Annotated in this window: 11 protein-coding genes and 1 pseudogene; 11 read left to right on the forward strand and 1 reads right to left on the reverse strand. The window is 71.8% G+C overall.

Annotated features, from left to right (window positions below; translation table 11 throughout):
- Window positions 1-171 precede the first annotated feature (171 nt).
- A pseudogene (gene dnaE, locus ACIA8L_RS46575) lies at window positions 172-3,441 on the forward strand (DNA polymerase III subunit alpha); the annotation flags it as partial.
- 119 nt (window positions 3,442-3,560) lie between these two features.
- Window positions 3,561-4,631: a hypothetical protein gene (locus tag ACIA8L_RS46580; protein WP_395915169.1), complete on the forward strand. Its 1,071-nt coding sequence runs from the start codon at window positions 3,561-3,563 to the stop codon at window positions 4,629-4,631.
- Window positions 4,632-5,234: 603 nt separating this feature from the next.
- On the opposite strand, the gene ACIA8L_RS46585 is transcribed toward ACIA8L_RS46580, so the two are convergent.
- Window positions 5,235-5,933 (reverse strand): LON peptidase substrate-binding domain-containing protein, encoded by a 699-nt coding sequence (locus ACIA8L_RS46585; RefSeq protein ID WP_395915170.1) that lies wholly within the window; start codon window positions 5,931-5,933, stop codon window positions 5,235-5,237.
- A gap of 128 nt (window positions 5,934-6,061) precedes the next feature.
- Here ACIA8L_RS46585 and ACIA8L_RS46590 point away from each other — a divergent pair, with 128 nt between their 5' ends.
- The 9 genes from ACIA8L_RS46590 (at window position 6,062) to hisF (ending at window position 12,393) form a co-directional block, all read left to right on the forward strand.
- On the forward strand, window positions 6,062-6,703 hold the full coding sequence (locus ACIA8L_RS46590) for a TetR/AcrR family transcriptional regulator (protein WP_395915172.1): 642 nt from the start codon (window positions 6,062-6,064) through the stop codon (window positions 6,701-6,703).
- A 30-nt stretch (window positions 6,704-6,733) separates the two neighbouring features.
- Complete coding sequence (hisD, locus tag ACIA8L_RS46595) at window positions 6,734-8,035, forward strand: histidinol dehydrogenase (protein ID WP_395915174.1); 1,302 nt, start codon at window positions 6,734-6,736, stop codon at window positions 8,033-8,035.
- Window positions 8,032-9,108, forward strand: coding sequence for a histidinol-phosphate transaminase (locus tag ACIA8L_RS46600; RefSeq protein WP_395915176.1), 1,077 nt, complete (start codon window positions 8,032-8,034; stop codon window positions 9,106-9,108). Before hisD ends, ACIA8L_RS46600 begins: the two co-directional genes overlap by 4 nt.
- An 85-nt stretch (window positions 9,109-9,193) precedes the next feature.
- Window positions 9,194-9,808, forward strand: a complete 615-nt coding sequence (hisB, locus tag ACIA8L_RS46605) for an imidazoleglycerol-phosphate dehydratase HisB (RefSeq protein ID WP_395915178.1) — start codon at window positions 9,194-9,196, stop codon at window positions 9,806-9,808.
- Entirely contained in the window at window positions 9,805-9,954 is a 150-nt protein-coding gene (locus ACIA8L_RS46610) for a hypothetical protein (protein WP_395915180.1), read from the forward strand. Before hisB ends, ACIA8L_RS46610 begins: the two co-directional genes overlap by 4 nt.
- A 9-nt stretch (window positions 9,955-9,963) precedes the next feature.
- The gene (hisH, locus tag ACIA8L_RS46615) at window positions 9,964-10,569 is read left to right on the forward strand and encodes an imidazole glycerol phosphate synthase subunit HisH (protein WP_395915182.1); all 606 of its coding nucleotides are present in this window, start codon (window positions 9,964-9,966) and stop codon (window positions 10,567-10,569) included.
- Between the two features lie 18 nt (window positions 10,570-10,587).
- A complete protein-coding gene (locus ACIA8L_RS46620) occupies window positions 10,588-10,902 on the forward strand; it encodes a hypothetical protein (RefSeq protein WP_395915184.1) in 315 nt (104 codons plus the stop codon).
- A 4-nt stretch (window positions 10,903-10,906) separates the two neighbouring features.
- Window positions 10,907-11,635 (forward strand): bifunctional 1-(5-phosphoribosyl)-5-((5-phosphoribosylamino)methylideneamino)imidazole-4-carboxamide isomerase/phosphoribosylanthranilate isomerase PriA, encoded by a 729-nt coding sequence (gene priA, locus ACIA8L_RS46625; RefSeq protein WP_395915186.1) that lies wholly within the window; start codon window positions 10,907-10,909, stop codon window positions 11,633-11,635.
- Window positions 11,632-12,393 carry an imidazole glycerol phosphate synthase subunit HisF gene (gene hisF / locus ACIA8L_RS46630; protein WP_395915188.1) on the forward strand — a complete coding sequence of 254 codons (762 nt, stop codon included), beginning with the start codon at window positions 11,632-11,634 and terminating at the stop codon, window positions 12,391-12,393. The genes priA and hisF overlap by 4 nt, the downstream gene beginning before the upstream one ends.
- The last annotated feature ends 348 nt before the right edge of the window (window positions 12,394-12,741 follow it).

The following is a 12,741-nucleotide window of genomic DNA, read 5'->3' on the forward strand; positions in this document are numbered from 1 at the left end:
TTCGTTTTGGCTCTTCTTGGTTCTTCGGCTTTTCCTGCTTTCCTGCTCTTCCGGCTTCCGATATGTCGGGCGCTTCGCGCCGCGCTGCGCTCGACATATCGGATTTTTCGCCTGTCGGGGGATTTGGAGGGGTTTGGAAAAGTGTCGTACCCCGCGGGTAGCGTCGCAGCCGTGGGTTTCGTACATCTGCACGTACACACCGAGTATTCGATGCTCGACGGTGCCGCGCGCCTCGGACCGCTGTTCGCCGAGGCCGCGCGGCTCGGCCAGCCCGCACTGGCCATGACCGACCACGGCAACATGTTCGGCGCCCACGACTTCTACCACCAGGCCACCCGGGCCGGGATCAAGCCGATCATCGGCGTCGAGGCCTATCTGACCCCCGGCACCCACCGCGGCGACCGCACGCGCGTGCGCTGGGCCGACGGCGGCGAGAACGACGTCTCCGGTGGCGGCGCCTACACCCACCTCACACTGCTGGCCGCCGACGGCACCGGCCTGCGCAACCTGTTCCGCCTGTCGTCACGAGCGAGCACGGAGGGATACTTCTACAAGCCGCGCGCCGACCGCGAGCTGCTGGACGAATACTCCCAAGGGCTGATCGCCACCACCGGCTGCCCGTCCGGGGAGATCCAGACCTGGCTGCGCATCGGCGACTTCGAGCGGGCCTGCCAGGCGGCGGGTGAGCTGCTCGACATCTTCGGCCCCGGCAACCTCTATCTGGAGCTGATGGACCACGGCCTGCAGATCGAGACCCGGGTCCGGGCCGACCTGCTGCGCCTCGGCCGCCGGCTCGGGCTCGACCCGGTCGCCACCAACGACCTGCACTACACGTTCGCCGGGGACGCCGACGCGCACGAGGCGCTGCTGGCGGTGCAGTCCGCGACCACCCTGGCCGACCCGAAGCGGTTCAAGTTCGACGCCCGCGACTTCTACCTCAAGTCGTCGGAGGAGATGCGCCGGATCTGGGACCGCGAAGTCCCCGGCGCCTGCGACAACACCCTCGCCGTCGCCGAGCGGATCGGCGACTACGCCGACGTCTTCGCCCACCGCAGCCTGATGCCGGCCTTCCCGGTCCCGCCCGGCACGACCCAGGACGACGTCCTGCGGGCCGAGGTGGACCGCGGCCTGGCCCGGCGCTTCCCGGACGGCGTCTCGCCGGCGCACGTCAACCAGGCCGGCTACGAGCTGTCCGTGATCCTCGGGGCCGACCTGGCCGGCTACTTCCTGGTCGTCGCCGACCTCGTCGAGCACGCCCACGCCGAGGGCATCCGGGTCGGGCCGGGCCGCGGCTCGGCGGCCGGCTCCCTGGTCGCCTACGCGCTGGGCATCACCGAGCTCGACCCGCTCGCGCACGGGCTGCTCTTCGAGCGGTTCCTCAACCCGGAGCGGCCGAGCATGCCCGACATCGACATGGACTTCGACGAGCGCCGGCGCGGCGAGATGATCCGCTACGCCACGGAGCAATACGGCGAGGACCGCGTCTCGCAGATCATCACCTACGGCACGATCAAGGCCAAGGCGGCGATCAAAGACGCGGCGAGGGTACTGGGCTTCCCGTTCTCCCTCGGCGAGCGGATCAGCAAGGCGGTGCCGCCGCCGGTCCTCGGCCGGGACATGCCCCTGTCCGGCGTGTTCGACCCGGCCCACTCCCGGTTCAAGGAGGGCGGCGAGCTGCGCCGGCTCTACGAGACCGAGCCCGACGTGCGCACCGTCGTCGACACCGCCCGCGGCCTGGAGGGGCTCAAGCGGCAGTGGGGCGTGCACGCGGCCGGGGTGATCCTGTCCCGGGAGCCGCTGATCGACGTCCTGCCGATCCAGAAGCGCGAGCAGGACGGCGCGATCATCACCCAGTGGGACATGGGCGCCTGCGAGGACATGGGCCTGCTCAAGATGGACTTCCTCGGCCTGCGCAACCTCACGATCATCGACGACGCCCTCGACGCGATCCGCGACAACCGGGGCCGCACGATTTCGATCGAGGAGGCGCCGCTCGACGACGGCCCGACCTACGCGCTGCTGTCCCGGGGCGACACGCTCGGCGTCTTCCAGTTCGAGGCCACGCCGGTCCGTCACCTGCTGCGCTCGATGGCCCCCGACGGCTTCGCCGACGTCTCCGCCGTCGGTGCCCTCTACCGGCCCGGGCCCATCGCCGCCAACGCGCACAACGAATACGCCGACCGCAAGAACGGCCGCCGCCCGGTCACCCCGATCCATCCGGAGCTGGCCGTGCCCCTGGCCGACATCCTCGGCGACACCTACGGCCTGATCGTCTACCAGGAGCAGGTCATGGCCATCGCCCAGCGGGTCGCCGGCTACACCCTCGGCGCCGCCGACCGGCTCCGGCGGGCCATGGGCAAGAAGAAGAAGGAGATCCTCGACCAGGAGTTCACCGAGTTCGCCCCGGCCATGCGCGAGCGCGGCTATTCCGAGGGCGCGATCCGGACCCTCTGGGACATCCTGGTGCCGTTCTCCGACTACGCGTTCAACAAGGCCCACAGCGTCGCCTACGGCCTGGTCGCCTACTGGACGGCCTACCTCAAGGCCAACTACCCGGCCGAATACATGGCCGCCCTGCTCACCTCGATCAGCGGCGACAAGGACCGCTCCGCCGTCTACCTCGCCGAATGCCGGCACATGGGCATCCACGTCCTGCCGCCCGACGTCAACACTTCCCGGGGCCGCTTCGCCGCCGCCGGCACCGACATCCGCTTCGGCCTCGGCGCGGTCCGCAACGTCGGCGCCGCCGCCGTCGAGGCCATCCTGCGGGCCCGCCGCGAGAAGGGCCACTTCGACGACTTCTACGACTTCCTGTCCAAGGTCGACCAGGTCGTGTGCAACCGCAAGACCATCGAGTCCCTGATCAAGGCGGGCGCGTTCGACTCACTCGGCCACTCCCGCCGCGGCCTGCTCAGCGTCCACGCCGACGCCCTCGACGCCGTCTCCAGCGTCAAGCGCAACGAGGCCATGGGCCAGTTCGACCTGTTCGGCGCCCCGCTCATGACCGCCCCGCCGGTGCCGGCCATGGAGTGGGACAAGCCCGAGCGCCTCGCCTTCGAGCGCGAGATGCTCGGCCTCTACGTCTCCGACCATCCGCTGCGCGGCCTCGAGCACGTCCTGCGGGCCGCCGCCGACCGTCCCATCGCCGCCCTGGCCGAGGAGGGCACCGTCCCCGACGGCGCCGTCGTCCGCCTGGCCGGCATCCTGTCCGGCGTCCAGCGCAAGGTCACCCGCCAGGGCCGCCCGTGGGCCCAGGCGGTCCTCGAGGACCTGGACGGCAGCATCGAGGTCATGTTCTTCCCCGACACCTACGAGCAGGTCGACCAGTGGGTGGCCGAGGACGCGGTGGTGGCCCTGAAGGGCCGGGTGGACCGCCGCGAGGAGGCCCCGCGCGTCATGGTCATGGACCTCGCCCTGCCCGACCTGACCACGCCGCCCGCGGCTGCCTCGGAGACCGCCGCCGGCACTGCGGGCCCCGGGGCATCGCAGGTCACGACGGCCTCCGAGGGTGAGAACGACTCGCTTGCCGGATCGGGGCGCGCGCCTGGCAGGATGGGATCGTGAGCATCGCCCCGATTTCGCCAGTCGAGCCGCCCGAGGCAGCACGGCCGGCGCGCGTGCCGATCGTGCGGGAGGTGCTCTTCGCCCTCCTGGCCGCCGTCGTGATCGCGGGCCTGGGCGCACCGTTCGGCCTGCTGTGGTCGAAGCTGGCGCCGCACGTCGAGCTGGTCCAGACGCAATACGGGCCGTACCCGATCGACCCCGAGCCCGAGGGCTACTGGGCCGACGACGGCTGGTTCATCCTCATGTCGATCGGCATGGGCATCGTCGTCGCGGTGGCCGCCTGGTTCCTGCTCCGCCGCTACCGGGGCCCGATCCTGCTCGTCGCGCTGGTCCTGGGCTCGACGGGCGCCGCCGTCCTCGGCTCCTGGCTCGGCAACAAGCTCGGCTGGGACCACTACCTGGACCTGGCCGAGCACGCCCCCGAGGGCACCCACATCTTCCGCCCCGTCAAACTCCGCACCGGCGAGGCGAGCCTCTGGCTGGGCTTCATCCCCTGGGTCCGCGGCACGATGCTGGTCCAGGGCATCGCCGCCGCCGCCGTCTACACGGGCCTGGCCGGCTTCCACGTCTCCCCGACGCTCCGCTACGACAACATCCCCCCGGAGTACCTGAGCCCACCCCCACCGCCGCCGGGCGCGCCATACCCGCCGGCCGGCCAATACCCGTACCCGCCGCAGGAGGCCCAGCACCCAGCGGAGTACCCGCCACCGGGAGCGCCGTACGCCGCACCGGGAGGGCCGTACGCCGCACCGGGAGCGCCGTACCCGCCATCGCCGAACGGCCAGCACCCATCGGCGCCCGGAGCCCCATACGCACCCGCGGGCGACCACCCGGCGATGTACCCGCCTCCGCCCGGCGCACCAGCCCACCCCCAGCCCGCGGGCGACCTTCCCCCAGCACCGACGGCCACCGAACCACAGCCCCGAACCGCACCGCAGCCAACCCCACCTCCAGCGTCCGCACCAGCTCCAGCCGCCACGGATGCCCACCCAGCGCCGGCGACTGGCGACCCCACCGCGCCGCCTCCGCTGCCCCCGCTGCCGCAGTCGGACCCGCCGCGCTCCTGACGCCCGGACCCGCTGCCTCGCTGCCGGAGCCGAGCCGGACCCGTCCGCCGCACTGCGGGACTCACACCGGTGCGAGGGCTCGTGCTACGGGTTCCGTATCTGTGCTGCGGGCTCCGTGCTGTGGTGCGGGCTCCGTGCTGTGCCGCTGGGGTTAGTCCAGGTCCGCCTGCTGCGTCCCGCGCCTCGTGCTCCGTGCCGCGGGTTTGCTGCCGCGTCTGGGCGTGGTGCTTGTGCGGCCCTGCCGCGGGGTTCGCTGCCGTTCCGCGGGCGTCGCGCTCCTGCCGCGGGCGTCGTGTTCAGGTGGCGCGGCGGGCGTCGTGTTCGTGCCGGAGGGTTTGCTGCCGTGCTGTGTGGGGCGTTGTGCTCGTATCGCGCCGCGGGCGTCGTGCCTGCTGCGGGTTTCCGGCGGCGCCGTGGGCCTCGTGCTCGTGCCGCGCGCTCCGACCGTAATGCTGGGGTCGTCCACCGTTGGTCGCTCGGTGAGGAAACGGCAGCGGGCAGGACGCTGCTGTAACGCCGGCCCCGTACGGCCGGTCGCCGGCGGCGCCGCATGTGCGGGGGTGTGGGTGGAGGCGAAGCCTTCCCCTCGCGCTTTTCAGGAATTCAGTTAGGGCTGGAGGGGACGGCCAGGTCGCCCAAGGACACCGGGACGGCTCGCACCTGGGTCAGAAGAGCGGTTTCGCGGCGTAGGAGGGTGCGTTCGGTTTTGAGGCGGGTCTCGGTGTCCGGTTCGGCCAGGAGGGCCTGGCGGTCCTCCAAGGTCAAGGAGGCGGTCGCGGCTACCAGGTGGGAGAGGACCGTCGGGTCGTCCGGGAGCTGTTCGCCGTCCTCGTCGGCGCGGACCGCTCGCAGGTAGTCCTGGTAGGCGGCCAGGACGCCGGCGGCCAGCTCGCCCTCGCGGTCCGGGTCGCCCTTCGGCTCCGGGAGCCACTCGACCTCGCCGGTCAGGTAGGGGGCGTCGTTTCTGGCCAGGCCGAGCAGGCGGAAACGGCGGCGGCCCAACGTCATCAGGTCGAAGCGGCCGTCCGGGAGTTCGGTGATCTGGCGGATCTCGGCCGCGCAGCCGATCTCGTAGAGCGACAGCGCCTCGCCGGCGGTGATGGTGGCGTCGGTGGGCTCGGACTGGCGCCCCACCTCCCAGCCGCGGCGGATCGCGATGACGCCGAACTCGCGGGGCAGGCTGGCCGGAAGCTCGGTGAGATGCTGCACGAGCGTGCGGTAGCGGGGTTCGAACACGTGCAGCGGCAGGACCAGGCCCGGAAACAGCACGGTGCCCAGCGGAAAGAGCGGCAGCAGCTCCACGAGGCGAAGCGTAGCCGAGCGCCTGGTCCGGACCTATCACGACTCGACCAAACATCAGGTGGATCAGAACGTTCCGTTCCGCATATCTGCTACGCTCGGAGGCAGCAGGGTGAGAGCGGAGGCCGGCCATGGGACGGGAGCGGGAGGCCGAGCGCAACGACGGGATCATTCTCGCCGCGGCTCGGGACGTGTTCATCGCCGACCCCAAGGCGCCGATCGCCGCCGTGGCCGAGCGGGCCGGGGTCGGGATCAGTGCGCTGTACCGGCGGTATCAGAGCAAAGAAGGACTGCTCCGCAGACTCTGCCACGACGGTCTGCGCCGCTTCATCGCCGAGGCCGAAGCGGCCGGCGAGATCGGCGACGGGTGGGTCGCGCTGGAGACGTTCCTGCGAAACGTCGTCGACGCCGACGTGCACTCGCTCACGGTGCACCTCGCGGGGACGTTCACGTCGACGCCGGAGATGATCGCCGACGCCGTGAGGTCCGGCACACTCGTGGCCGGGCTGGTCGAGCGGGCGCGGGCCGGTGGGCAGCTGCGGGCGGACGCCGAAGCGTCGGACCTCGCGCTGGTGCTCGAGGGGTGCGCGGCGATCCGGCTGCCGGACCCTGAGCGCACACAGGAGCTGCGGCGGCGGTACCTCGCCCTCACCCTCGACGGCCTGCGGACCACGAACCGCGGGGAGCTGCCCGGGCCGGCCGCGAAACCCGGGGAGCTGAACTGGCGCTGGGCCGGATCCCGACAGCCCGCTGGGCGGGACGGGGACGCATAACCGCTGGCGGCGCCGAATAGACTCGCAAGGGTGTTGAATCGGATCGACCTGCGCGGCTCCGCCGAGGACCCGCGCCGTCTGCTGCCCCGCGCCGCCATTGACGTATCCGTCGCCACCGAGCAGGTGCGCCCGACCGTCGAAGCGGTCCGGGAGCATGGCGCGGCCGCGATCCGGGAGGCGGCGCAGCGCTTCGACGGCGTCGACGTGCAGCAACTGCGGGTGCCGCGGGAAGAGATCGAGCGGGCCGAGGCCGACCTCGAGCCGGCCGTGCGGGCCGCGCTGCTGGAGTCGATCGCCCGGGCCCGCAAGGTCCACGCCGACCAGCGCCGCACCGAGACGACCACGGTCCTGGCCGAGGGCGGGACGGTCACCCAGCGCTGGCTGCCGGTCGGTCGGGTCGGGCTCTACGTGCCCGGCGGCCTGGCGGTGTATCCGTCCAGCGTGGTCATGAACGTCGTGCCGGCCCAGGCCGCCGGGGTCCCGTCGATCGCCGTGACGAGCCCGCCGCAGAAGGGCACCGGCCTGCCCAACGCCAACATCCTGGCCGCGTGCGCGCTGCTCGGCGTCGACGAGGTCTACGCGGTCGGCGGCGCCCAGGCGATCGCCATGCTCGGCTACGGCTTCACCGACGAGGAGCCCGGCTGCGAGCCGGTCGACATGATCACCGGGCCCGGCAACATCTGGGTGACGGCGGCGAAGCGGATGCTGCGCGGCACCGTCGGCATCGACGCCGAGGCCGGCCCGACCGAGATCGCGATCCTGGCCGACGACAGCGCCGACCCCCGGCACGTCGCCGCCGACCTGATCAGCCAGGCCGAGCACGACCCGCTCGCCGCCAGCGTCCTGGTCACCACGTCGGCCGCGCTGGCCGACGCCGTCGACGCCGAGGTCGCCGCGCAGGTCGCCGCGACCAAGCACCTCGAGCGGGTGACCGAGGCGCTGTCCGGGCCGCAGTCCGCGACCGTCCTCGTCGACGACGTCGAGCAGGGGCTGCGGGTCGTGGACGCCTACGGCGCCGAGCACCTGGAGATCCAGACCCGCGACCCGCGGGCCGTGGCCGAGCGGGTCCGCAACGCCGGTGCGATCTTCGTGGGTGCGTGGTCGCCGGTGTCGCTCGGGGACTACTGCGCCGGCTCCAACCACGTCCTGCCGACCGGTGGCTGCGCCCGGCACCAGTCCGGCCTGTCGACCCAGACCTTCCTGCGGGGCGTGCAGCTGATCGAGTACTCGCAGGACGCGCTGCGGGAGGTGGCGGCCCATGTGGTGGCCCTCTCCGCGGCCGAGGACCTCCCGGCGCACGGTGCCGCGGTGACAGTGCGGTTCGACGCATGACCGCGCTGGAAGACCTGCCGCTGCGCGACGAACTGCGGGGGCTGACCCCTTACGGCGCCCCCCAGCTGGACGTGGCCGTCCGTCTCAATACCAACGAAAACTCTTATCCGGTACCGGATGAGGCTGTCGCGGAAATGGAGAAGGCCCTCGGCGCCGTGCTCAGGGACCTGAACCGTTACCCGGATCGGGACGCCATCGCGTTGCGCACGGATCTGGCGGCATACGTCGGGCATGGGCTCGCCGCGGCGAACGTCTGGGCCGCCAACGGCTCCAACGAGATCCAGCAGCAGCTGCTGCAGACGTTCGCCGGGCCGGGCCGCACCGCGCTCGGGTTCACGCCGTCCTACTCGATGCACCCGCTCCTGGCCGCCGGCACCGGCACGGCCTGGGTCGACGGGCGGCGCGCCGACGACTACACGCTCAGCGCCGAGCACGTGGTCGCCAAGATCCGCGAGCACGACCCCGACCTGGTGTTCCTCTGCTCGCCCAACAACCCGACCGGCACCGCGCTACCCCTCGACGTCGTCCGGGCCGCGGCCGAGACGGCCCGTGGCATGGTCATCGTGGACGAGGCATATGCGGAATTTGCCCGCGGGGGTACGGTCTTCGCGCCGACCCTCATCGAGCAGCACCCGCGGCTGGTCGTGACCCGCACGATGAGCAAGGCGTTCGCGCTGGCCGGGGGCCGGGTCGGCTACCTGGTCGCCGACGCCGCCGTGGTCGACGCGGTGCAGCTCGTGCGGCTGCCCTACCACCTGAGCTCCATGACCCAGGCCGTCGCCCGGGCCGCGCTCGCGCACACCGACGCCCTGCTCTCCACCGTCGACGCGGTCAAGGCGCAGCGCGACCGGATCGTCGACACGCTGCGCGGCTGGGGCCTCCCGGTCGCCGACAGCGACGCCAACTTCGTGCTGTTCGGCGCCCCGCGCGGCGACAGCAAGGGCGTCTGGCAGGCCCTGCTCGACCGGGGCGTGCTCATCCGCGACGTCGGCCTGCCCGGCTGGCTGCGCGTCACCGCCGGCACGCCGCAGGAGACCGGCGCCTTCCTGAACGCACTCGAGGAGTTGTTGTGAGCGGTTCGGAGCTTGCGACGAGGCCGCTCACCAGGAAGCACAGCCCGTGGCCACAGGGCCATCGCAATGAAGTGGAGATGGCACTGTGAGCCGTACCGCCCGGATTGAGCGGGTCACCAAGGAGACCAAGGTCCTCGTCGAGCTGGACCTGGACGGGACCGGCGTCGGGGAGATCGCGACCGGCGTGGGCTTCTACGACCACATGCTCAACCAGATCGCGAAGCACGGCGGGTTCGATCTGCGGGTCCAGACGGTCGGGGATCTGGAGATCGACGCCCACCACACCGTCGAGGACACCGCCCTCGCGCTCGGGGCCGCGTTCGCGGAGGCGCTCGGGGACAAGGCCGGGGTCACGCGATACGGGCACGCGCAGGTTCCGCTGGACGAGGTGCTCGCTTCCGCGGTCGTCGACCTGTCCGGCCGGCCGTACGTCGTGCACGACGAGCCGGCGAACATCGCCCCGCACATCGGCGGCAACTACCCGACCAGCCTGACCCGGCACATCTGGGAGTCGTTCGGGCACTCAGCCAAGGTGACGCTGCACGTGAGCATCCTGCGGGCCGGTCGGCACGGCGCCCAGCCCGACGCCCACCACATCGTCGAAGCACAGTTCAAGGCGGTCGCGCGGGCACTGCGCCAGGCGTGCGCGCTCGATCCTCGCAATGTCGGCGTCGTTCCCAGTACCAAAGGCGCGCTGTGAGTATTTTGCTCTTCGGCTTGGCCGGACTGCTGCTCGGCGGTGCGCTCACGCTGCGGCAGCAGAGCAAGTCGAAGGTGCCGGCGATCATCACGTTCGCGCTGGCCGCGCTGGCCGCGGTCGGGGGCGTGCTGTGGCTGCAGAACTGAGGGGCTGACGTGGCGAAGAAGGTCGTCATTCTCGATTACGGCTCCGGCAACCTGCGCTCGGCCGAGCGGGCCGTGGCCCGGGTTGGCGCCGACGTCGAGGTTACCGCTGACCTGGGCAAAGCCGCCCGGGCCGATGGGCTCGTGGTGCCCGGCGTGGGCGCGTTCGCGGCCTGCATGGCCGGCGTCGACGAGCTCGGCGCCGGTCCGGCGATCGCCGAGCGGGTCCGGGCCGGCGCGCCCGTGCTCGGCATCTGCGTCGGCATGCAGATCATGTTCGATCTCGGTGAGGAGCATGGCGTCGTCACCAAGGGCCTCGGTCTGGCGCCCGGCTCGGTGACCCGGCTGCACGCGCCGGTCGTGCCGCACATGGGCTGGAACACGGTGGCCTGGCCTTCCGGGTCGGTCCTCGGCGCGGGCCTGCCGGACGACACCCGCTTCTACTTCGTGCACTCCTACGCCGCGACCACCACCGCGGGCCAGGTCGCGACGACCGTGCACGGCGCACCGTTCGTGGCCGCGTTCGAGACCGACGTGCTGCGCGCGACCCAGTTCCACCCCGAGAAGTCCGGCGACGCGGGCGCCACGCTGCTGCGCAACTGGCTCGGGACGCTCTGAGGCTCCGGTGAGCTTCAAGTGAGCAAGGAGCGGGCCAAGCGGCGGGCCCTGCTGGAGGCGGAGCGGGCCGAACGCATGCGCCGGCATGAGCGCAAACGGGTCCGGCGCGCGGCGGTGCGGCGGCTGGTGCCCAAGGTTCGCATCGGGCGGACCGGTAAGATCTTCCCCCGGCGGACCGCAAAGCAGCGGGTCATCATCGCCATCCTCGTGCTGGCGGTGCTGACCCTCGTCTGGACGTCCATCGACTCCCTGCCGGCCCGGATCGGCATCAGCGTGCTCGTCATCATCGCCACACCGGCGCTCACCGTGCTTGTCATTGACCGGAGGACCTGAACCCATGGCTCTGCAGCTCCTGCCCGCCGTCGACGTCGCCGACGGCCAGGCCGTCCGTCTGGTGCAGGGCGCCGCCGGCAGTGAAACCGCCTACGGCGACCCGCTCGAGGCGGCCCTCGCCTGGCAGCGGCAGGGTGCCGAGTGGATCCACCTGGTCGACCTCGACGCCGCCTTCGGCCGCGGCTCCAACGCCGAACTGCTCGCCGACGTCGTACGCCGGCTCGACGTGCAGGTCGAGCTCTCCGGCGGCATCCGCGACGAGGCCTCGCTCAAGGCGGCCCTGTCCACCGGCGCGACCCGGGTCAACCTCGGCACCGCCGCCCTCGAAAACCCCGACTGGTGCGACCACGTGTGCGCCACCTACGGCGAGCAGGTCGCCGTCGGCCTCGACGTGCGCGGGCACCAGCTCGCGGCCCGGGGCTGGACCAAAGAGGGCGGTGACCTGTTCGAGGTCCTGGACCGGCTCGAACGGGCCGGCTGCGCGCGTTACGTGGTCACGGACGTCATGCGCGACGGTACCCTCACCGGCCCCAACCTGACCCTGCTGCTGGAAGTCACTGGCCGCACCAAGAAGCCCGTCATCGCCAGCGGCGGCGTCTCCAAGCTCGACGACCTCCAGCAGCTCGCCGCCCTCGCACCGGCCGGCGTGGAGGGCGTGATCGTGGGCAAGGCCCTCTACGCGGGCGCGTTCACCGTCGCCGAGGCCCTCGCCACCCTGCGGGAAGCCGCATGACGGTCGCCGTCCGGGTCATCCCCTGCCTGGACGTCGACGCCGGCCGGGTCGTCAAGGGCGTCAACTTCCTCAACCTGCGCGACGCCGGCGACCCCGTCGAGCGCGGCGCCGCCTACGACGCCGCGGGCGCCGACGAGCTCGTCTTCCTCGACGTGACCGCGTCGTCGGAAGGGCGGGCGACGATGTTGGACGTTGTTCGCCGTACCGCCGAAACGGTCTTCATTCCTTTGACCGTCGGCGGCGGCGTCCGCAGCGTCAGCGACGTCGACACGCTCCTGCGGGCCGGCGCGGACAAGGTCGGCGTCAACACGGCCGCGATCGCGCGCCCGGAGCTGATCGCCGAGATCGCGCAGCGCTTCGGCAACCAGGTGCTGACCCTGTCGCTGGACGTCCGCCGCGCTGCGGACCAGCCGAGCGGCTTCGAGGTCACCACCCACGGCGGCCGCCGCGGCGCCGGCTTGGACGCGGTAGCCTGGGCGGCCCGCGTGGCCGAGTTGGGCGCGGGCGAGATCCTGCTCAACTCCATGGACGCCGACGGGACCAAGGACGGCTTCGACCTCGCGCTGATCCAGGCCGTCCGGGCCGTCGTCGACATCCCGGTGATCGCCAGCGGCGGGGCCGGCAAGGTCGCGGACTTCGCGCCGGCGGTGGCTGCGGGCGCCGACGCGGTGCTGGCCGCGAGCGTGTTCCACTTCGGCGAGCTCAGCATCGGCGACGTGAAGGGCGCTCTCCACGAGGCCGGCCACCCGATCCGCTAGCCCGCTGGGCGCGCCAACAACGCTTATTGGCCAGCGCCTTCTTGCCGCGCTCGTAGGGGTGGCGCGAAAAGTCGGGCGCTGAAGCGCCACGCTGCGCTCGACTTTTCGGACATGTCGCCTGACGCCGGATGAATCCGATAAGTCGGGGTGCGAAGCGCCCGACTTATCGCCTTGTGCGGTGTTCGCCTTGTGCGGTGTTCGCCTTGTGCGGTGTTCGCCTTGTGCGGTGTTCGCCTTGTGCGGTGTTCGCCTTGTGCGGTGTTCGTCTTGTGCGGTGTTCGTCTTGTGCGGTGTTCGTCTTGTGCGGTGTTCGTCTTGTGCGGTGTTCGTCTTGTGCGGTGTTCGTGT

Origin of the sequence: Dactylosporangium sp. NPDC051541 (genome assembly GCF_044454505.1) — a bacterium.
Taxonomy (GTDB): domain Bacteria; phylum Actinomycetota; class Actinomycetes; order Mycobacteriales; family Micromonosporaceae; genus Dactylosporangium.